The organism is Pseudoalteromonas sp. A3 (assembly GCF_025942345.1).
GTDB classification, from domain to species: domain Bacteria; phylum Pseudomonadota; class Gammaproteobacteria; order Enterobacterales; family Alteromonadaceae; genus Pseudoalteromonas; species Pseudoalteromonas atlantica.
Genome location: NZ_JAPCKL010000007.1, coordinates 1 through 21,206, shown reverse-complemented (window position 1 = coordinate 21,206; position 21,206 = coordinate 1). Strand labels below are relative to the sequence as shown.

Genomic DNA, 21,206 nt, shown 5'->3' with positions numbered 1-21,206 from the left:
TTAGCGCTTATTGGGTTTATAAAAACGTAAGCGATTGGCATTAGTGACTACTGTCAGTGATGAAAGCGCCATAGCTGCGCCCGCCACTACTGGGTTTAGTAGTACACCAATAAACGGATACAACACTCCGGCTGCAATAGGAATGCCCGCAACGTTATAAATAAAGGCACCAAACAAGTTTTGTTTAATGTTTTTAATTGTTGCGCTGCTAATGGCAATAGCATCGGCAAGGCCATGCAGTGAGCCACGCATTAAGGTAATATCGGCGCTTTCTATGGCTACATCTGTACCTGTGCCAATTGCAAAACCGACATCTGCTTTAGCAAGCGCGGGGGCATCATTGATCCCATCACCCGTCATGCCTACAATCTCGCCTTGCTGTTGACGTTTAGTAACTTCGTTTACTTTATCTTCTGGCAACACTTCTGCGATAAAATCATCAATACCGACTTTTTTAGCCACAGCGTGTGCGGTCGCTTTATTATCGCCAGTGAGCATTACTAGATGAATACCTTCATTTTTCAGGCGCTTTATTGCCTGTACTGAGTCATCTTTTAGCGGGTCCGCTACCGCAATTAAGGCCATTAGTTGATTATTACAGGCAAAGTAAATCGGGGTTTTTGCATCATTTGCAAAGGTATGTGCTTGCTCAGCGGCGTCATCAACTGCAATCTCGTATTTATCCATAAGCGCTTTATTGCCAAATAACAGTGTTTGCCCATTCACCGTTCCACTTACACCTTTACCGGTAATGGCATCAAAGTCGGTAACTTTACTCAGGGTTACGTTTTGTTTTTTAGCGTACTGTGTAATCGCCTCCGCAAGTGGGTGCTCAGAGCTACTCTCGAGGCTTGCCACTAATTGCATTACGTTATTTTCATCTGCGCTATTAAACGTTACAACATCTGTTACTTGTGGTGCACCTTGGGTGATGGTGCCGGTTTTATCTAAAATCATGGTAGTAATTTTAGAGGTAGTTTGCAGTGACTCGCCATTGCGAATTAATATGCCAAACTCGGCGGCTTTACCTATTCCCACCATTACCGACATAGGCGTTGCTAACCCCAGCGCACATGGGCATGCAATAATCAGCACGGTGGTTAACGCTACCACTGCATAAGCTATTGAAGGAGCTGGGCCAAAATTCAACCATGCAAGGGCTGCTAGTATCGCAATTATCATTACTGTGGGCACAAAAATGCCCGATATAACATCGGCTAATCGCCCTATTGAAGGCTTAGAGTTTTGCGCGCGTTTTACCATATTAATGATATTGGCAAGGGTTGTTTCTTGCCCTATATGTGTGGCTTCAAATAATAATGTACCACTTTTATTAATGCTGCCAGCAACCACTTTATCGCCAGCTTGTTTACTCACTGGCATAGGCTCACCCGTGAGCATAGATTCATCTAATCTGCTGCTACCTTCGAGCACATCACCATCTACCGGGATCTTTTCGCCTGGGCGTACCCTTACATGGTCGCCCTTTTGCACATCACTAATGTCTATATCTTGCTCTGCGCCATCGCGTATTACACGGGCTGTTTTTGCTTGTAAGCCAATTAAACGCTTAATAGCCTGCGAAGTACGTCCACGCGCTTTCACTTCAAAAGCCAGGCCTAAACTAATTAACCCAATTATCATTGAAGAAGCTTCAAAATAAACGTGCCTTGCAACCTCAGGTAGTAAGCTAGGCGCAAGTACAACAAACATTGAATATAACCACGCAGTGCCCGTTCCCAAAGCAATAAGCGTATCCATGTTAGCACCATGATTTTTAAATGACTGCCAAGCGCCTTTATAAAATTGCTTACCTGCTACAGCCATAACGACAAACGTGATAATACCGACCACACCCCATGCAATTCGCTGGTTAGTGGTTGTCACGCTCATATCAAAAATAAGCCCATAAATCATAAGCGGTACGCCCACACCTAAAGCCAGCATCATGTTGCGCATTAGCTTTTTGTAATGTGCCTCGTCTGACTTGGCTTTTTCATCAAGCGCATCTTGCTCTGATGTGTTATCCATAGGTTTTGCGCCGTAACCTATATTTTCAACGGCGCTAATTAATGTGCTTTGCTGCGCGCTGCCCTCTACTCGTACCGTGCGATCTGCAAAGTTCATTTCGACATTGTTTGCGCCTTGCACACTATTGAGGGCTTTTTCTATTTTGGCTACACAACTGCCACAATTAGCACCTTCAATAATAAAGTTTTGCTCTGTTGTTTTACTGCTACTCATTGCACATCTCCGCTTTTATTTGGCTCAACAAGTGGGTCAACAAACGTCTCTATTAAGCTACACACATCACTTGCAACAGCGCCGTCTGCCGATGTTTCCCACTGTTTTAACGCCGCTTGCATACGCACTCGTAATTTAAGGGTTTCTTGAAACAAGGCTTCGGTTTCTTCTAAACGTTTTGCAATAATTTGCCGTGTAAGGGGGCATGGACAATGCCCTTGTTCTGACTCGCCAATGATATGCTGTATATCTTTTAGGGAAAACCCGAGCTTTCGGGCGCTTATAATAAACTGTAAACGTTGGCGGTCTGCTTTTGTATATTGTTGATAGCCATTACTTTGGCTACGTATGGGCGATAAAAGGCCTATTCGTGTGTAATGACGAACTGTATCAGGCGTTACACCCATTAACTTCGCTAATTGCTTAACATACATAATTTAGCCCCCTTAGATTTTAGAGCTCAATTGTAAACCTATGTGTGACACACAGGTCAATAGAGGGGAGTATTAAAGCATAATTTAAATTTACTGGAGCTGATAAAATAAAAGCGCGCTAATGAGCGCGCTTAAAAAGAGGCAGAGAGATTAATTTTCTTGTTGGCGAGAGGCTTTTAGCTCTTCACTTAGCTCACCGGCTATTTGCTGAATTTTTGGCATTGCATCCTGCACTAAGCTTTGCGACATTTGCATAGACTCTTGCATTACTACAGGCATTTTTTGAAGAATTTTTTGCCCTGTTTCAGTTTTATAAAACGCCAGCATGTCGGCAATTTCTTGCTCGTTAAAATGTTTGTCGTAAACGTTAACCATCATCGGCTGCATTTTTTCCCAGCTCATTTCGGTTTTAAGTACGTTGGTCATATCTGCATAGTATTTATCAAAAATAGCTTGCTCAGAGGGCTTAACACCCATTTGTGCAGACATGTTTTTCATCATGCCTTCAACTTGCCCGTACATAGAGTCAACCATAGCATCCATGTTCATCACGTTTATCAGCTCATCTATTTTTTGCTGCTTAGTTGCTTCGTCAGCCAATACGCTGCCAGAAAATATAAGTAACGAAAGTAATAGTGCCTTAGCCATTGTCATATCCTTTAATATAAAAAGTAAGACCATACTCACATGATTAATACCAATCCGCAATAATACTTACTCATTTTGCGGGGCTAAACGGGTCGCTACTTACGTTAAAAAATGCTCATTCAGAACAACTAAATAGCTAATTTTTTTTACTAAATTATCAACACGTTTTACTAGCTTCAGAATAAATCACTTAATTATGCGAACGGTTATAAAATAGTTTGTAAATGTGTAAACCCATACTAAAAAGGCCAAATAAAACATGTTTATTTGGCCTTTTTATCAGTGCACAGGGGCTAATCGTCTTCTACGTTATCGAGCCCTTTTGTGCCTTCTTTTGCTTTAAGCTTATGATGAATCGCTGATTTTATTAACATATACCCACTAATAGGGGCAGTAATTAATAAAAACACGGTAATTAAAATCTCTTTTACGCTTATGGTGTGCACCGACGTTGCAAAAAACACCATTGCAGCAATTAATATGCTGGCCATACCCAATGTTGTTGCTTTAGTTGGGCCGTGTAAGCGCATGTAAAAATCAGGTAATTTAATTAAGCCCAGCGATCCTATTAAAATAAATAGCCCACCAAAAAGTAGTAATATTGATACAACCCACTCGCTTATCATTTTAATATCCTATTCAATTAAGTCGCCGCGTAGTAAATACTTACATACTGCAACAGTACTTATAAAGCCAAGCATCGCGATTAATAACGCGGCTTCAAAGTACAAACCAGTGCCCATACTAATGCTGTATAAAATAATTAACGCGATAACATTAATGTACATAGTATCTAGGGCTAAAACTCTATCAGGCACTGAGGGGCCAATAATTAATCGCCATAGGTTTAACAGTAACGATAAACCAATCATGGCAAATACAATAAGTAACACAGTATCTAACATTGAAATATCTCCTTTAGGGGAGCTTCGTAGCGCTGTTTAATTTGTTTAATAAGTGCCTCTTCATCTTTTAAATCAAGCACATGTATAAGTAAATAGCGTTGTTTAGGCTTTTCGCCTTCCTCTAGTGACTCAGGAATAGGATATACCTCGGCACTTACTGTACCAGGTGTAAGAGATACACAACTGGCAAGAATCGTAATGGGCATATCGTGTATTAAATCTATAGGCACTTTAACAAAAGCAGGACGTAACTTTTTAGCTGGGCCAACGATTAATAAGGCTACCTGTAAATTAGCAACCACTATATCGTAAAGTACAATGAGTAATTGTTTTAGTGCCAAACCTGGTTTTAGTATTAAAGGTTGCGGGTCACGTAATGAAACACTTAATAGCGGAATAAATATCGCAAAAAACGTAGCTAATACTATATGCCCTGCGGATACACTATTATTAAGCAACAACCAAATTAAAAATAAAAACAAACTACGAAACGGCGTTGGCAACCAACGATAACGGGCTTGTAACCTCATTACTCACCTCCCTTCATAACTGCATTAATGCCACCACTTATATCATGCAATTGCGTAGCAGCACTAACCATGTATTCACTTATTGGTCCGCCAAAAACAACTAACAAAGGTGAGCACGCAAGTAGCCCTACAATTATCATCACTTGTAATGGGTGAGCATTTTCGCCCTCGGCGCTTTCTGTTTTATTGCCTTTTCTTTCCCAAAACATACTTGTACCAGCACGAGAAAGGGCAACTAATAAAACAAAACTAGCAATTAAATAGACAGGCCAAAATAGTAAGGCTTGTTCGCTATTTAAGGTTGTTTTGAGGATCCAAACTTTTCCAACAAACCCAGATAGCGGCGGCATACCTACTACGGTTAATGCAGCAATTACAAAACATGCTCCTAATAAGTAAGGTTGGTTTACGGCTCGTCCGGCAACCAGTCTATCCCCTACTTTGCCCCTTTGTGTGGCAATTAAATCAGCTAATAAAAATAGTGCAGCGCTGACTAAGGTGGAGTGCACTAAATAATAAAGCAGTGCAGCTGTTGCAGTTACGTTTTGCAGTGCAATTAGAGCGACTAACGTGCCCACTGATACAACAACTAAATTTGCCGTTAACTTACGTAAATCTTGCGCAGCCATTACGCCAATTGCACCAACCACTATAGTCGCAATGGCTAAGCCCCATAACCACGATTGCGCCATATGTTCAAGCTCACCGGCTTGCTCACCAAAAATAACGGTATAAACGCGCAGCATGGCGTATACACCCACCTTGGTCATAATAGCAAATAAAGCGGCAACCACAGGCTTTGCACTGGCATAAGTATTAGGTAGCCATAAGTGCAAGGGGAGCAATGCGGCTTTTAAAGCAAATACAACTAACAGCAGTAAGCCGCCGGCCTTTGCCAAAAAGACATCATCGCCCGTTAACAGGGCTACTTTTTGCGTCATATCAGCGATGTTTAATGTACCCAGTACGCCGTATAAAATACCTAAACCAATTAAAAATACGCTCGAGCCAACCAAATTTAATATGACGTATTGGAGCGCTGCACGGGTATTTTGTTTATCTCCGGCATGCATAAGTAGTGAGTATGAAGCAATCAACAACACCTCAAAAAATACAAATACATTAAATAAGTCACCCGTTAAAAATGCCCCATTAACACCTAATATTAAAAAATGAACTAATGGATGAAAAAAGTTTCCTTTTGCATCATCGCCGGCACAGCCATATAAAATGACTCCCATTCCTAAAAAGGATGTAAGTGCAACCAATAAAGTAGAAAGCATATCGGCAACAAGCACTATGCCAAAAGGAGCAGACCAATTACCAATAGCGTATACATTGATACCACTGTTATATACATGGATTAACAGCAATGCACTAACAACAAATGTGATCACCGCCATAATTGATGAGGCAATACGGCGAATACGTAAACTTTTACCACAGGGTGGCAAAAGCAATATTACCGCTGCCAACATAGGTAATAAAATAGGCAAAGAGGTTAAATGTTGAATCATTTTTGCTCCTTGCTATCGGCTGCACTTTTGATGATTTGCCCATCAACATGATCGCTCCCTAAATCGGCTCTACCACGTATAGCTAAAATAACCACAAACGCAGTCATTGCAAACCCTATCACTATTGCAGTAAGTACTAGTGCTTGAGGTAAAGGGTCGGCATATTCAGCCCCTGTACCAAGCACAACCGCTTTATTTATGGTTAAGCGACCCGCAGAAAACAAAAATAAGTTAACGGCATAGGAAATCATAGTAAGGCCAAGCACTACCGGAAACGTACGGGCCCTTAGCAGTAAAAACACACCACAACTAACTAATACACCAACGCAAGATGCGTACAATAGCTCCATTAAATATTTACCTCTTTTTTCTGGGTATCTGCTGTCATGTTGCCAAGGCTTGCTAATATCATTAACGTGGCTCCAACCACTGTTAAATAAACGCCTAAATCAAACACAATTGCGCTTGCAAGTTCTGTTTTGCCAATAAATGGGATATCGAAATAATCAAACCACGTAGTTAAAAACGGCCGTTCAAAGAACCAGCTACCGACTCCAGTAAACAAGGCAATACCGATACCTGATGCAATAATTTTCCGGTAGTTGACTGCAAAGCGCTCGCTTATCCAAGCTGAGCCATGAGCCATGTACTGCAATATAAAGGCAATTGATGTTACTAACCCTGCAATAAAGCCACCGCCAGGTAAGTTATGACCACGTAAGAAAATATAAGCCGATACTAATAATGCAAGCGGTAATAAGCTATGCGAAATACTGGCAAGTAGTATAGGGTGGCGCTCGCGTGCCCATGGGCGCCCTTCACCATCACTAGCTGGCATGAACAATGGAATACGAGAAAGCACTTTAAATATACCCAACGCTGCAATACCCAATACGGTTATTTCGCCTAGGGTGTCAAAGCCCCTAAAATCAACCAAAATAACGTTTACTACATTGGTACCGCCACCTCCTGTTTTGGCATTGGCTATGAAAAAATCTGATATGGATTCGAGTGGGCGTGTAAGTAATGCATAACATATACTTGCCACCACAACACCTAATGTTGAGGCTATCCCTAAATCTCTGAGTACTCGTAACGAACTAGACTCTTTAGGCGTATGTTGTGGTAAGAAAAACAACGCCAACATTAATAAAATAACGGTTGCTACTTCTACCGTTAATTGCGTAAGCGCTAAGTCGGGCGCAGAAAAACGCGTAAACGCCACCGACACCATAAGTCCTACAATAGAAATCATTAGTAACGCAACTACGCGTGAGCGATGCCAAATAACGGTAGCAAAAGCACCTATAATCAGTAGGCCTGCACCTATTGCGTTATGCACATCAACCGGAATACGCGGCATACTGCCCGCTAATTGTTGCATTTCAAATAATGGCCAACCGGCACATAACAATACCACCGCCAGCATTACAAAAATGTAGCGTTGTAATGAGCCGTTTTCGATAGTGTTTACCCTGCTTTGGCACCAATTAATAACTTTAAGCACAATTAGCTCAAAGGTTTTTTTAGCATTAAGTGGCGGTAATGATGCTTGAAATTGAAATAGGTATTTACGATTTATATAAATAAACAAACCACCCACTACCGCCATGGCGCTCATTAATAGCGGTAAGTTAAAACCATGCCATATAGCCAGTTCGTACTCTGGTACCTTTTGACCAAGTACAGCCAAAGACGCAGCAGATAAAATGCCATCGACTGAAAAATGCGGGAACAAACCAACCAGCACACACAGCACAACCAGTACTTCAATGGGTAGTCGCATGTAACGCGGAGCCTCATGCGGCTGGCGTGGTAAATCAATTGGTTCGCCATTAAAAAATACATCGTGAATAAAACGCGACGAATAAGCCACCGATAACGCCCCTGCAATAGTGGCTAACACCGGGATTAACCACGACATAGAGCCAAGCACTTGCTGATGTAAGGTTTCGGCAAAAAACATTTCTTTAGATAAAAAGCCGTTAAGCAATGGTACACCCGCCATTGAAGCAGCCGCAACCATGGCAAGTGTGGCCGTATACGGTAAATACCGCCACATACCATTAAGCTTACGCATATCACGAGTGCCGGTTTCATGGTCAATTATACCTGCTGCCATAAATAGCGAGGCTTTAAACGTGGCATGATTAATAATATGGAATATTGCCGCCACAGTAGAGAGCTCAGTATCTAGGCCCAATAACAGGGTAATTAACCCTAAATGGCTAATGGTTGAGTACGCTAACAGGCCTTTTAAATCGTGTTTAAATAAGGCGATATAAGCGCCAAATAAAAGCGTTGTTAAACCGGTTAAACCAACCAGTAAAAACCAAGTATCTGTACCTGAAAGTACTGGGTGAAAACGCGCTAATAAAAATATACCTGCTTTTACCATAGTCGCAGAGTGTAAATACGCGCTAACAGGGGTTGGGGCTGCCATAGCGTGAGGTAGCCAAAAATGAAATGGAAACTGTGCCGATTTAGTAAATGCACCTAGCAAAACTAATACCAGCGCTGTTTCGTATAAATCATGTGATTGAACAATTGCCTTGCTAGCTAAAATTACATCTAGGTCGTAACTGCCAACTATATCGGCCACTAACATTAAACCTGCCAGCAATGCTAAGCCACCGGCACCGGTAACAGCTAGCGCCATGCGAGCGCCCTTTCGTGCTTCTGTTTTATGCCACCAATAGCTAATTAATAAAAACGAGCTAATGCTGGTCAATTCCCAAAACAGCCAAAGCTGAATAACATTGTTAGACATAACAATGCCCAGCATTGCGGTCATAAACAGCAATAAGTAACTATACAGCTTAGCTAAGGAGTCGTTTTTACTCAGATAATAACGTGCGTAGGTAATTACCAGTATGCCTATGCCTAAAATCATAAACATAAACAATAAGCTCAAGCCATCAAGACGAAATGATAAGTCCAGTCCAACAGCGGGGATCCACGTTACAGCATAACGAATCGTTTCACCTGCTAAAATAGCGGGGGTGTGGTATAGCGTAATACCTAATGCTGTTAAAGGGGCAAGTACAGTGACAGCTGCAGCTTGCGTACGGGATAGTTTGCCGGTGCATGAAGAAATAACACTGCCAATTAAGGATAACAAAGGTATCCAGAGCAAAGTCATAATGTAGGGCCTTTTATAATCATAAGTTTATCCTTACGTTTTATACATCACGAAAAGATGCTTTTACTGTCTGTTTTTAAACGACATTAATACGTACAGTTATACTTATAAACGGCCATTTTGTCTATAGATAGCAAGCCTAATCGATTTAAATTTAATCAAGCTGAGCGGTTTTAGCAGCATTGATTTGATCAACCCACAAAGCCCTGTACCGCTTTGATAAACCTAGTTGTTGATACTGCATAATTGACCATTGCTTAGCTGGCTTATATGCCACGCCGCCTTGCTGGCAGCTTAAGCTTTTGTGCCATCCATTTGGCGCAGCCTCACCTTGCGAAATATATAAATTTGGGGCCACGTATCCTTGGCGTTTACACAACCAGCGCTGTTTAGAAATAGGCAGCGTATATTCATCTTCAAAACCACTAAAGTGCATTAGCTCATGCAAAAATACATTATAGTTTGCTTGGGTACTTAGCTGCATTTTTTTACCTGTTACATTGGCGCTGCCGCTCGTACCCATAATTACAGTGTAGTCATAGCCGTTAGTAGACTGCGCTTTTAAGTGCGCGTTTTGCCATAAGCAATTAGCCATGTCCGAGGTGGGAGCGCAGTCAATTGCGCCCCCAGCGTAAACCGGTTTACTTAAGCAATACGCCCCGCTTTGCGGCTCAGGTTTTTTATTATACTGCGCGGCAAAACTTGATAACTTAAACAAGGCTTCTCTATTTACACCTAATAGCAGCACATTGTAACTACAGCTATTGTTAATCGGCGGGCGTGAATTTAACGCTGCAAAACCAAGTTGATGTAAAAAGGAAGGCGAAACTTGCTCATAGTCACTCCCTTTGTGCAGCGCTAAATGGTTAAATACTGCGCCTTTAGGCAGTAAGTTTTGAGCTAACAATAGTTGAAGGTCATTCCAGCGACCTTGCTTTAAAAGAGCATGCGCGAGTTGTTGGCGCTTGTTGTGCCCAACATGCTCTATACTTTGTAGCCAAAATAACTTTGCTTGCTCGTTTTTGCTTGCATTAATCAGCTTTAAAGAATAATTGTACTGAGCTGATGGGATATTTTTACGCGCTAAAAAGCCTAAGGTCAGCTCGGGAAGATGTGCAATATTATTTGAAAAGTAACGGGGAAATTGCCAATAACTTTGCAGCGGATTAGCCTGAGCGTGAAGTACATGCCAAAAGCTAATGCTGCTTAACTGGTTACTAGAGCCTGCAATAAGCAGGCTAAATAGCAAACCAATCAGATAACACAGGTATTTAACTAGCGTCTGCACCAGCCATAAGCTCAAGCTCTAAACGTGCATATTTGTATTCAATAAACTCATGCACATTAGTGGATAATGCCAACCTAAAGTAATCAGCAGCTAAAAACTGCTCACCGGCTGCTTGATGCATTTTGGCTAAATAAAAGTACGCCTCGCACAAGCGCTGTGCGTATTCTTGCTCTGACTTAACGCCCTCGCTAATACCCGATAAAAACGTATGCTCGCTCATATCGCCGGTATAAAGCGAAATTAGCTGATACGCCCATTGCGATTCATCAAGGGCTGCAGCATTTGTTTTAAGAGCCGCTAATGCTTGTTGTTTATCCTCTTGTGATTGTGCAAGGTAAAGCCATAACACACGGTAAGGATCGTTGGGTGAACGCGCTAAAAACTCATCAAAGTCACTTTGCGCTAGATTTGCTCTTTCACCATAATACAGTGCAATGCCACGGTTTAAATAAGCGTATTCATGCTCTTCATTAAGCTCAAGGGCTGAGTCAAAAAACTCATACGCTTTTTCGTATTGCTGCATTAAAGTGTGCTGAATACCTAAAAAGTTATACACCTCAGCTAAATCAGGCTTTAGTTTTATAGCGCGGTTAAAATCAATGCGCGATAACGTGGTCATTCCTAAGCTATCAAATAATACCCCACGGTCATAATAAAGCTTAGCTTGTTGCTCGGTACTTAAATCGGCTCTATTTAATAGCTCAGAGTAACGTGCAATCGCAATTTCACTTCTAAAGTCAGATGCAAGGGGTGCAGTAAAAGGCACATTAACAATCGGCGTAGGTTTTGATTCAGTCGTGGTTTGGCAAGCGCTTAAAGACAAAATAGCAAAAGATGCCAAAGCTAAATGTTTGAGTATCATTAAAATCCTTAATACCAAGATATATCGCAATAAAAATAAGACAGACCTTGTCTAATAAGGTTTCATTAAAGCATAAAAAAAAGGGGCTAAACAGCCCCTTTTTTATTATCCCGCGTATATTAACGGGTTAAAGTTTAGCAATTATGCGTCTTTTGACTCATCAGCTGCAGGTGCTGCTGATTCCATTGCTTCTTTAATGCTTAGACGTACACGGCCTTGGCGGTCTACTTCTAGTACTTTAACTTTAACTTCTTGACCTTCACTTAAGTGGTCAGTTACGTTGTTAACACGCTCTGTGCTGATTTGAGAAATATGCACTAGGCCATCTTTACCAGGAAGAATGTTTACAAACGCACCAAAGTCAACAATACGTACAACTTTACCAGTGTAGATAGTACCTACTTCTAGTTCTGCTGTTAATTGCTCAATACGTGTAATTGCGTTTTGCGCGCTTTCACCGTCTGTTGCAGCAATCTTAATTGTACCGTCGTCTTCAATTTCAATTGTTGTGCCTGTCTCTTCAGTAAGTTGACGGATTGTAGCGCCACCTTTACCAATTACTTCAGCAATCTTCTTAGCAGGAATTTGCATAGTGTAGATGCGAGGAGCAAACATTGATAATTCTTCAGAAGGAGCAGAAATCGCTTCATCCATCACACCTAAAATGTGTAAACGTGCAGCTTTTGCTTGTTTAAGCGCAATTTGCATGATTTCTTGTGTGATACCTTCAATCTTGATATCCATTTGTAGTGCAGTGATACCGTTAGTAGTACCTGCTACTTTAAAGTCCATGTCACCTAAGTGATCTTCATCACCTAAGATATCTGAAAGAACAACAAACTTCTCACCTTCTTTCACAAGACCCATCGCGATACCCGCAACAGACGCTTTAATTGGTACACCCGCGTTCATAAGTGCTAGTGACGTACCACAAACAGATGCCATTGAAGACGAACCGTTAGATTCAGTGATTTCAGATACAACACGAATTGAGTAAGGGAACTCAGTAAGTGTAGGCATTACAGCAGAAATACCACGCTTAGCTAGGTTACCGTGACCAATTTCACGACGCTTAGGAGAACCTACAAAACCAGTTTCACCTACACAGAATGGAGGGAAGTTGTAGTTAAGCATAAAGTGGTTTTTGTGAGTACCCGTTAAATCATCGATTAACTGTGAATCACGTTCTGTACCAAGTGTAGCTGTAACTAATGCTTGAGTTTCACCACGAGTAAAGATTGCAGAACCGTGAGTACGTGGTAATACGCCTGTCATTACGTCTAGTGCACGGATCATGTCTGGTTCGCGACCATCGATACGTTTTTCACCTGCAGTGATGCGGCCACGTACAATTTTCTTCTCTAAAGAACCAAATACTTTACCTACTTCTTGCTTATCAAGTGTTTCATCTTCAGCAAGCTCGCTTGTAAGCGCTTCAATTACAGCGTCTTTTGCTGCAGTTAATGCTTCTTTACGCGCTACTTTATCGGTAATACGGTAAGCTTCACCTACTTTATCAGCAGCAAGTTCAGCTACTTTTTCTTCAAGCGATACGTTTTTCTCAGGTGCAGACCAATCCCATGTAGGCTTGCCCGCTTCTGCTTTAAATTCGTTAATTGCATTAATAATAGCTTGAGATTGCTCATGGCCGTATACAACCGCTCCTAGCATTACGTCTTCAGCTAGTACGTCAGCTTCTGATTCAACCATTAGTACTGCGTTATCAGTACCTGCAACTACTAAATCAAGTTGGCTTTCTTCAAGCTCTTTTAGTGTTGGGTTAAGTACGTACTCACCGTTGATGTAACCAACGCGAGAAGCACCAATTGGGCCGCTAAATGGGATACCAGAGATAGCAAGTGCTGCTGATGTACCAATCATCGCAACCATATCTGGTTGGATTTCAGGGTTTACAGATACAACGGTTGCAATAACTTGTACTTCGTTTACGAAACCATTTGGGAAAAGTGGACGAATTGGACGGTCAATAAGACGTGCAATAAGTGTTTCGCCATCGTTAGGACGACCTTCACGCTTTAAGAAACCACCCGGGATACGACCCGCAGCGTACATACGCTCTTGGTAGTTAACTGTTAGTGGGAAAAAGTCTTGACCAGGTTGAGCTTCACGCTTACCAACTACAGTAACTAATACTGACGTGTCACCGATGCTTGCTAATACTGCGCCGTCTGCTTGACGTGCGATTGCACCTGTTTCTAGGGTAACTGTGTGTTGACCTAGTTGAAATTCTTTAATAATTGCTTGCACTTAAAATATTCCTTAAATGTTTTTATATTTCATTAATAAGTGTCATTAAAAGGGCCAATTACAGTACATAATTGTATTCAGTTGGAAATCAATTAAGTACTACAATTGGCAAAATTTTTAATGACTGCAGATAACCTATTTATCTACGCGCATAGTATATACCAAAGCGACGTAAAATTGCGAGCCTACCCAAAGATAAAACGTAATCGCTTTTGCCACATTATTTTTTAATTGTTTTATCGCAAAGCGTTTAATTAAGCGTGTAATTTTTAGCTATTAAAAACCTTTAGATAACTAGGTGAATAATTCGCTATTAAATTGTTCTTAAAGATAATTTTAACGCAGTGGTTGCAAGCGTTGCCTACCCTTAATTGTTAAGTGCTAGCACAAGGTTGGTGTTATTTATATTAAAGGGAGATTAAGTTAACGATGGAGTGTGAAGCGTTAAATTTAGGCACAAAAAAAGGAGCTATAAAGCTCCTTTTCTCGTAATCAAGTTCTTAGCGACGTAGGCCAAGCTCTTGGATTAACGCAGTATAACGCGAGATATCTTTACCTTTAAGGTAATCAAGCAATTTACGGCGAGTACTTACTTTACGAAGCAGACCACGACGTGAGTGGAAGTCATGCTTGTGGTCAGCAAAGTGACCTTGAAGCTTGTTGATATCAAAAGTAAGTAAAGCTACTTGTACTTCAGGTGAACCAGTGTCGCCTTCAGCACGTGCAAATTTAGCAATGATATCGATTTTTTCTTGATTGCTTAGTGACATAATAACTCCAAAAGTTAAATTTAATAGGTGCTTTAGCCGATCACTAATTCAGCCAAAACGATTAAGCGGGCGTATTCTACCAACTATGAGAATAACTACAAGTTAAAGTTTACTCGGGTTGCTGATTAGACAAACCACGCTTTGATTTTAAATGCCCGTCAGGGTTGCGCTCACCGGTGCCAATAAACACACCATCAGCAAGAACTTTAATTGCCCCTTCGGGTAAATCAATGCCTAGTACGACTGCTTGTCCATGGCTAAACGAAACGCCCTGCTCTTTGCTAATTTCTACAACGGGTAAATCAACCAATGCACTATCCATTGGCAATAGTAATTCATCAAGGTATGTAGAAGGGGCAACCTCTTCTTCTTTGGCCTTGGCTAATAAGGTTTCAAGGTGCTCAAGCGATACCATTTTATCTTTAGGATAATGGCCAACCGCTGAGCGATGCAGCATAATAACATGTGCGCCACAGCCTAGGTTTTCGCCTAAATCATCAACAATAGTACGAATGTAGGTCCCTTTAGATACATGGGCGGTCATTTGTACTTCGTTATTTGCTTCATCAAACTCATCAAGCGTTAAGCTAAACACGTTTATTTTTCGGCATTTACGCGGTACTTCAATGCCTTCACGCGCGTATTTATATAAAGGCTTACCTTCATATTTAAGCGCTGAGTACATTGATGGATACTGATCTGACTCGCCTAAAAACTTTTCAATTTCTGCAGCTAACTGTTCAGTGGTAACGTTTACATCACGGGTTTCAACCACTTCGCCATCTGAATCAGAGGTAGTTGTACGCTCACCTAGCTTTGCTCTTACCACATAGGTTTTATCTGTATCGAGCAAAAATTGGGTAAACTTGGTCGCTTCACCAAAGCAAATAGGTAACATGCCAGTGGCCAGTGGGTCTAGCGCACCGGTATGGCCAGCTTTTTGGGCAAAATAAATACCTTTAGCTTGCTGTAGGGCTTTGTTCGATGAAATGCCTTGAGGTTTGTTTAACAACAAAATACCATCAATCGGACGGCCTTTACTGCGTCTTGCCATTAGTCTTTAGTGCCTTCTTCGCTATCAGTTTCATCATCAACATGTTTAGCGTTATCTTCGCGAATAACCGAGTCCACTAAGTTAGAGATACGCATCCCTTCCATTAGTGAGTTATCTACTACAAATTTAAGCTCAGGCATTATACGAGCACGAATACGCTTACCCAGTAACGAGCGGATATAGCCCGTTGCTTCGTTAAGTATTTTTGCGCTTTCTTTTGCTTTGTTTTCATCTTCGGTATTAAACACCGTAATAAAAACTTTTGCGTAAGATAAATCGCGCGATACTTCTACCGCAGACACTGTCACCATGCCTAAGCGCGGATCTTTAATTTCGCGTTGTAAAATTACAGCAATTTCTTTTTGAATTTGCTGAGCAACACGATCAGTGCGAGAAAATTCTCTCATGATTGTTTTCCTAAAATCATAACTTACTGAATTAAAATAATAAGTTAATTAAATAATGGATACAGAAATGGGGGCAAAGCCCCCATTTACAATCTTAGTTTACGAGCAATTAAAGTGTACGTTGTACTTCAACTGTTTCGAATACTTCGATTTGGTCACCAACGCGAACATCGTTGTAGTTCTTAACGCCGATACCACATTCCATGCCGTTACGAACATCTTGAACGTCATCTTTAAAGCGACGTAGTGACTCAAGCTCACCTTCGTAAATAACCACGTTATCACGTAGTACACGAATTGGTGCGCTGCGTTTAATAGTACCTTCAGTAACCATACAACCAGCAATTGCGCCAATTTTTGGAGACTTAAACACGTCACGTACTTCAGCAAGACCAATAATCTCTTGCTTAAACTCAGGAGCAAGCATACCAGACATGGCTTGCTTAACTTCTTCGATTAGCGCATAGATTACGCTGTAGTAGCGAAGGTCTAAGTTTTCAGTATCAATCACTTTACGTGCAGATGCATCAGCACGAACGTTGAAGCCAACTACGATTGCGTTAGATGCAGCAGCAAGTGTTGCATCAGTTTCGGTGATACCACCTACGCCAGAACCAACAATCTTCACTTTTACTTCATCAGTAGAAAGCTTAGTTAGTGAGTCTGAAATTGCTTCGATTGAACCTTGAACGTCTGCTTTAAGTACCACGTTAACTTCTGATACATCGCCTTCAGCCATGTTAGTAAACATGTTTTCAAGCTTCGCTTTTTGCTGACGAGCCAATTTAACGTCGCGGAATTTACCTTGACGGTATAAAGCAACTTCACGCGCTTTACGCTCATCTTTAACAACAGTCGCTTCATCACCTGCAGCCGGAATACCAGATAGACCTAAAATCTCAACAGGAATAGAAGGACCCGCTGATTTAATGTCTTTACCGTTTTCGTCTTTCATTGCACGAACACGGCCGTATTCAAGACCACACAGTACGATATCACCTTGGTTAAGGGTACCTGATTGAACTAAGATAGAAGCAACCGGACCACGTCCTTTATCAAGACGAGATTCAATTACAACACCTGCTGCCATGCCTTCTGATGGAGCACGAAGCTCTAAAAGCTCAGATTGCATAAGAACAGCTTCAAGTAAGTCATCAATACCTAAGCCTGTTTTAGCTGAGATATGAACGTACTGCGTATCGCCGCCCCAATCTTCAGGGATAACGTCTAACTGAGCTAGCTCGTTTTTAACGCGATCTGGATCTGCGCCTTCTTTGTCCATTTTGTTTACAGCAATGATTAAAGGAACGCCAGCTGCGCGAGCATGCTGTACCGCTTCTTTAGTTTGTGGCATTACACCATCGTCTGCTGCAACCACTAGGATTACGATATCTGTCGCTTTAGCACCACGTGCACGCATTGATGTAAACGCGGCGTGACCTGGTGTATCTAAGAAAGTGATCATGTTGCCGTTAGTTTCAACGTGGTATGCACCAATGTGCTGTGTAATACCACCGGCTTCGCCTGATGCAACTTTAGCTGAACGAATGTAATCAAGCGTTGATGTTTTACCATGGTCAACGTGACCCATTACAGTTACTACTGGCGCACGCGGCTCAGACTTACCATCTTCATGACGGTCATTTAGTACTGTTTGCTCTAATTCGTTTTCTTTAACGATGATAACTTTGTGACCCATTTCTTCAGCAACAAGTTGTGCTGTTTCTTGGTCAATCACTTGGTTAATGGTAACCATGTCACCCATTTTCATCATTGTTTTAACAACTTCAGCGCCTTTAACAGCCATGCGCGATGCAAGCTCAGCTACTGTAATTGTTTCGCTAATACGCACTTCATTTTTAACATCGGCAGTTGGTTTTTGGAAACCATGTTGCAATGATGTAGGTGCTTTTAGCTTGCCTTTACGGCCTTTAGCGCCTGCAAATTTATCTTTTGCTGGGGCTTTTTTCTTTTTCTTCGCGCGGCGTGAACCTTGCTCATCACGTGCATCGGCAACATCTTCTGCCTCACGTGCATAAGTAGAAGTCGTAAGATGGTGATCCGCGGTTTCTTCGCGTTTCTTACGTTCTTCTTCTTCTTTTTTCCAGCGAGCTTCATTTTCTTCAGCTAGCTTTCTTGCCTCTTCTGCTTGACGTTTCGCTTCTTCTTCAGCTTTCTTCAATGCGGCCTCTTCTGCTTCTTTCTGCAGACGCTCAGCTTCGATGCGATCTTTCTCAGACTTAGCACTTTGCTCTGGGGTCATCTGCTGTTGTTTAGCTTTACGCTCTGCATCTGCTTTGCGTTTAGCTTCTTCTTTGGCTTTACGATCAGCGTCTTCTTTTGCTTTACGTTCTGCCTCTTGTTTCGCTTTTAATTCAGCGGCTTCTTGTGCAGCTTTTTGCTGCTCTTCGATACGCGCTTTTTCTTCAGCGGCTAGACGTTGCTGTTCTTGCTCTTGCTCCATTGCGCTCTTTTTCACGTAAGTACGTGTTTTGCGAACTTCAACTTGAACAGCTTTTGCCTTACCCGTAGAGCCCGTTACACTTAACGTGCTTTTGCTCTTACGTTGTAAAGTCATACGTGCTGGGCCATCTGAACCAGTACCACCGTGCGATTTGCTTAAGTGATCAAGTAACTGTGCTTTTTCAGCTTCAGTTACATTATCACCTGCTTTTTTAGTGATACCCGCTTGTGAAAATTGCTGAAGCAATTTATCAACAGTTGTACCTATATCGCCGGCTAGTTTTTCAACATTTACTTCTGCCATAGTGTGTAATACCTCCGTTAATAAATTACTCGTCTGCGAACCAACAAATATTACGTGCAGCCATAATTAGCTCACCTGCTTTTTCAGGTGTTAGCTCTGTAACATCTACCAATTCATCAATACCTTGCTCAGCTAAGTCTTCAAGTGTAATTACACCCTTGCTTGCCATAACAAATGCTAGATGACGCTCTAAGCCTTCAAGCGCAAGTAAGTCTTCAGCAGGCTCTACACCTTCTAAGCTTTCTTCCGTTTTAAGCGCTTTAGTGGTTAATGCATCTTTTGCACGTGAGCGCAGTAAATCAACCGTTTCTTCATCTAGGCCGTCGATTTCTAAAAACTCAGAAGCAGGCACATACGCTACTTCTTCAAGTGTTGAGAAACCTTCGTTGATAAGTAATGATGCAAATTCATCATCAATATCTAAGTTTTCAGTAAATAAGTTAATTAACTTATCTGACTCTGCTTCGTTTTTAGCGCGCATGTCTTCAACAGTCATTACGTTTAGTTCCCAGCCAGTTAATTGGCTTGCTAAACGAACATTTTGACCATTGCGACCAATTGCTTGTGCTAGGTTATCAGCTTCTACAGCGATATCCATTGAATGAGTGTCTTCATCCATTACGATTGAAGCTACTTCAGCCGGTGCCATTGCGTTAATAACAAACTGCGCTGGGTTGTCATCGTAAAGTACGATATCAACACGCTCGCCACCAAGTTCTGATGATACAGCTTGAACACGTGCACCACGCATACCAACACACGCACCTACTGGGTCAATACGCTTGTCGTTAGATTTAACGGCGATTTTAGCGCGTGAACCCGGATCGCGTGCTGCAGCACGAAGCTCAATCATTTCTTCGCCAATCTCTGGCACCTCAATGCGGAATAATTCCATCAGCATTTCTGGTTTTGAACGCGTTACAAATAACTGTGCGCCGCGAGCTTCAGGTTTAACTTCGTAAAGAAGACCACGGATACGATCTCCTGGACGGAAGTTTTCACGTGGCAGCATATCGTCACGGTAAATAACCGCTTCTGCGTTGTTACCTAAATCAAGTACGATTGCATCACGTGTTGCTTTTTTAACAACACCTGTTACTAGCTCGCCTTCTTGATCTTTATAAGCTTCTACAACTAAAGCGCGCTCAGCTTCACGTACTTTTTGTACGATAACTTGCTTTGCCATTTGTGTAGTTATGCGGTCGAATTTGATAGATTCAATCTGTTCTTCAACATAATCACCCAGTTGCAAGTCAGGTTCTTCAACTTGAGCTGCTTCTAATGTGATTTCGCTGTAAGGGTTTTCTAAAGAACCATCTTCTTGAACTTCTGCAATCTGCCAACGACGGAACGTGTCGTAATCACCGGTTTTACGGTCGATTGATACACGTACTTCAATTTCGCCATCGTGTTTTTTCTTTGTCGCTGTTGCTAGAGCGAACTCTAACGCTTCAAAAATCTTTTCTTTTGGAACCGCTTTCTCATTGGAAACGGCTTCAGCAACCAATAATATCTCTTTTGCCATGGGTAATGCCTCGCTTGCCCTATTCCTTCGCACTCGAATTAAAACTTTGCGATGATGTTCGCACGTTCGATATTGCTAAGCATGATTAAGTGCTCTTCGCCATCGCTTTTAAGTGTGATCATATCACTGCTAACTGCTACTAAGTCGCCTTTAAAATTACGGCGACCGTCTTGTGGAAGCTTAGTACGCACACGTACTTCCTCTCCTTGCGCCTTCTCGTAATGATCTTGTTTGAATAATGGACGATCAACACCAGGAGACGATACTTCCAAATCATATTCGTTTGTAATTGGGTCTTCGACGTCTAAAATCGCACTAATTTGGCGACTCGCATCCGCACAATTATCAACAGATATTCCATCCTCATGGTCAATATAAACCCTTAAGGTAGAATGGCGGCCTGCTTGTACAAACTCAAGACCATGTAATTCAAAGCCTAACATTTCTACTGCAGGCGTAAGCATGGTTAATAAATCTTGCTCAAGTTTTGTCACGAAAATCCTCCATACAAACAAAAAAAGGGCTTATAGCCCTAAAATACTGAGTTTAAGTTTTGATTTAATGACAAAGCCATAAATCAATGGTGCAGATACAACAACGCCCCGAACCAAGCGGGGCGTCACACCAATAAAGCATAAAACTGTGTGGCCTCAGGCCAAGCTTGGCTGCGGGTCATTACACTGACCAAATTAAACTACATTAGCTTAAACGCAAAACGCGCATTACTTAGAATGCGCGATATAGAATTAGTAAGGATATACCTACTATAAAAATTGGTTGCGGGAGCCGGATTTGAACCGACGACCTTCGGGTTATGAGCCCGACGAGCTACCAGGCTGCTCCAT

Annotated in this window: 18 protein-coding genes; all 18 read right to left on the bottom strand. The window is 41.7% G+C overall.

Annotation, left to right across the window (positions count from 1 at the left end; translation table 11 throughout):
* Window positions 1–2,244: a heavy metal translocating P-type ATPase gene (locus OIZ54_RS13220; protein ID WP_264390576.1), complete on the bottom strand. Its 2,244-nt coding sequence runs from the start codon at window positions 2,242–2,244 to the stop codon at window positions 1–3.
* Entirely contained in the window at window positions 2,241–2,678 is a 438-nt protein-coding gene (locus OIZ54_RS13215; protein WP_055253052.1) for a MerR family transcriptional regulator, read from the bottom strand. The genes OIZ54_RS13220 and OIZ54_RS13215 overlap by 4 nt, the downstream gene beginning before the upstream one ends.
* A gap of 150 nt (window positions 2,679–2,828) precedes the next feature.
* Window positions 2,829–3,326, bottom strand: coding sequence for a DUF2059 domain-containing protein (locus tag OIZ54_RS13210; protein ID WP_264390575.1), 498 nt, complete (start codon window positions 3,324–3,326; stop codon window positions 2,829–2,831).
* A 293-nt stretch (window positions 3,327–3,619) separates the two neighbouring features.
* Window positions 3,620–3,952, bottom strand: a complete 333-nt coding sequence (locus tag OIZ54_RS13205; RefSeq protein ID WP_004585897.1) for a Na+/H+ antiporter subunit G — start codon at window positions 3,950–3,952, stop codon at window positions 3,620–3,622.
* A 9-nt stretch (window positions 3,953–3,961) separates the two neighbouring features.
* Entirely contained in the window at window positions 3,962–4,231 is a 270-nt protein-coding gene (locus tag OIZ54_RS13200; protein WP_004585896.1) for a K+/H+ antiporter subunit F, read from the bottom strand.
* Window positions 4,225–4,761: a Na+/H+ antiporter subunit E gene (locus OIZ54_RS13195; protein WP_054982208.1), complete on the bottom strand. Its 537-nt coding sequence runs from the start codon at window positions 4,759–4,761 to the stop codon at window positions 4,225–4,227. The genes OIZ54_RS13200 and OIZ54_RS13195 overlap by 7 nt, the downstream gene beginning before the upstream one ends.
* Window positions 4,761–6,278, bottom strand: a complete 1,518-nt coding sequence (locus OIZ54_RS13190) for a monovalent cation/H+ antiporter subunit D (RefSeq protein ID WP_121637202.1) — start codon at window positions 6,276–6,278, stop codon at window positions 4,761–4,763. Before OIZ54_RS13190 ends, OIZ54_RS13195 begins: the two co-directional genes overlap by 1 nt.
* Window positions 6,275–6,628 (bottom strand): Na+/H+ antiporter subunit C, encoded by a 354-nt coding sequence (locus tag OIZ54_RS13185; protein WP_004585893.1) that lies wholly within the window; start codon window positions 6,626–6,628, stop codon window positions 6,275–6,277. The genes OIZ54_RS13190 and OIZ54_RS13185 overlap by 4 nt, the downstream gene beginning before the upstream one ends.
* The gene (locus OIZ54_RS13180) at window positions 6,628–9,420 is read right to left on the bottom strand and encodes a monovalent cation/H+ antiporter subunit A (RefSeq protein WP_096739913.1); all 2,793 of its coding nucleotides are present in this window, start codon (window positions 9,418–9,420) and stop codon (window positions 6,628–6,630) included. Before OIZ54_RS13180 ends, OIZ54_RS13185 begins: the two co-directional genes overlap by 1 nt.
* 154 nt (window positions 9,421–9,574) lie before the next feature.
* The gene (locus tag OIZ54_RS13175) at window positions 9,575–10,708 is read right to left on the bottom strand and encodes a hypothetical protein (RefSeq protein ID WP_264390573.1); all 1,134 of its coding nucleotides are present in this window, start codon (window positions 10,706–10,708) and stop codon (window positions 9,575–9,577) included.
* Window positions 10,692–11,570, bottom strand: coding sequence for a lipoprotein NlpI (gene nlpI, locus OIZ54_RS13170; protein ID WP_029773956.1), 879 nt, complete (start codon window positions 11,568–11,570; stop codon window positions 10,692–10,694). Before nlpI ends, OIZ54_RS13175 begins: the two co-directional genes overlap by 17 nt.
* Before the next feature lie 141 nt (window positions 11,571–11,711).
* Window positions 11,712–13,838, bottom strand: coding sequence for a polyribonucleotide nucleotidyltransferase (gene pnp / locus OIZ54_RS13165; protein WP_024033789.1), 2,127 nt, complete (start codon window positions 13,836–13,838; stop codon window positions 11,712–11,714).
* A 500-nt stretch (window positions 13,839–14,338) separates the two neighbouring features.
* Entirely contained in the window at window positions 14,339–14,608 is a 270-nt protein-coding gene (rpsO, locus tag OIZ54_RS13160; RefSeq protein WP_004585888.1) for a 30S ribosomal protein S15, read from the bottom strand.
* Window positions 14,609–14,717: 109 nt separating this feature from the next.
* Entirely contained in the window at window positions 14,718–15,662 is a 945-nt protein-coding gene (gene truB, locus OIZ54_RS13155; protein WP_096739917.1) for a tRNA pseudouridine(55) synthase TruB, read from the bottom strand.
* The gene (rbfA, locus tag OIZ54_RS13150; protein ID WP_004585886.1) at window positions 15,662–16,069 is read right to left on the bottom strand and encodes a 30S ribosome-binding factor RbfA; all 408 of its coding nucleotides are present in this window, start codon (window positions 16,067–16,069) and stop codon (window positions 15,662–15,664) included. Before rbfA ends, truB begins: the two co-directional genes overlap by 1 nt.
* Before the next feature lie 109 nt (window positions 16,070–16,178).
* Complete coding sequence (gene infB / locus OIZ54_RS13145; protein WP_004585885.1) at window positions 16,179–18,836, bottom strand: translation initiation factor IF-2; 2,658 nt, start codon at window positions 18,834–18,836, stop codon at window positions 16,179–16,181.
* A gap of 25 nt (window positions 18,837–18,861) precedes the next feature.
* Window positions 18,862–20,361, bottom strand: coding sequence for a transcription termination factor NusA (nusA, locus tag OIZ54_RS13140; protein ID WP_055253044.1), 1,500 nt, complete (start codon window positions 20,359–20,361; stop codon window positions 18,862–18,864).
* Window positions 20,362–20,399: 38 nt separating this feature from the next.
* Window positions 20,400–20,855 carry a ribosome maturation factor RimP gene (gene rimP, locus OIZ54_RS13135; protein ID WP_004585883.1) on the bottom strand — a complete coding sequence of 152 codons (456 nt, stop codon included), beginning with the start codon at window positions 20,853–20,855 and terminating at the stop codon, window positions 20,400–20,402.
* Window positions 20,856–21,206: the final 351 nt, after the last annotated feature.

Coding starts and splice junctions, on each gene's coding strand:
- OIZ54_RS13215 (WP_055253052.1), bottom strand. CDS start 2,678: ATGTATGTTAAGCAATTAGCGAAGTTAATGGGTGTAACGCCTGATACA.
- OIZ54_RS13195 (WP_054982208.1), bottom strand. CDS start 4,761: ATGAGGTTACAAGCCCGTTATCGTTGGTTGCCAACGCCGTTTCGTAGT.
- rpsO (WP_004585888.1), bottom strand. CDS start 14,608: ATGTCACTAAGCAATCAAGAAAAAATCGATATCATTGCTAAATTTGCA.
- OIZ54_RS13190 (WP_121637202.1), bottom strand. CDS start 6,278: ATGATTCAACATTTAACCTCTTTGCCTATTTTATTACCTATGTTGGCA.
- OIZ54_RS13210 (WP_264390575.1), bottom strand. CDS start 3,326: ATGGCTAAGGCACTATTACTTTCGTTACTTATATTTTCTGGCAGCGTA.
- rbfA (WP_004585886.1), bottom strand. CDS start 16,069: ATGAGAGAATTTTCTCGCACTGATCGTGTTGCTCAGCAAATTCAAAAA.
- OIZ54_RS13205 (WP_004585897.1), bottom strand. CDS start 3,952: ATGATAAGCGAGTGGGTTGTATCAATATTACTACTTTTTGGTGGGCTA.
- nlpI (WP_029773956.1), bottom strand. CDS start 11,570: ATGATACTCAAACATTTAGCTTTGGCATCTTTTGCTATTTTGTCTTTA.
- OIZ54_RS13200 (WP_004585896.1), bottom strand. CDS start 4,231: ATGTTAGATACTGTGTTACTTATTGTATTTGCCATGATTGGTTTATCG.
- nusA (WP_055253044.1), bottom strand. CDS start 20,361: ATGGCAAAAGAGATATTATTGGTTGCTGAAGCCGTTTCCAATGAGAAA.
- infB (WP_004585885.1), bottom strand. CDS start 18,836: ATGGCAGAAGTAAATGTTGAAAAACTAGCCGGCGATATAGGTACAACT.
- truB (WP_096739917.1), bottom strand. CDS start 15,662: ATGGCAAGACGCAGTAAAGGCCGTCCGATTGATGGTATTTTGTTGTTA.
- OIZ54_RS13180 (WP_096739913.1), bottom strand. CDS start 9,420: ATGACTTTGCTCTGGATACCTTTGTTATCCTTAATTGGCAGTGTTATT.
- OIZ54_RS13185 (WP_004585893.1), bottom strand. CDS start 6,628: ATGGAGCTATTGTACGCATCTTGCGTTGGTGTATTAGTTAGTTGTGGT.
- OIZ54_RS13220 (WP_264390576.1), bottom strand. CDS start 2,244: ATGAGTAGCAGTAAAACAACAGAGCAAAACTTTATTATTGAAGGTGCT.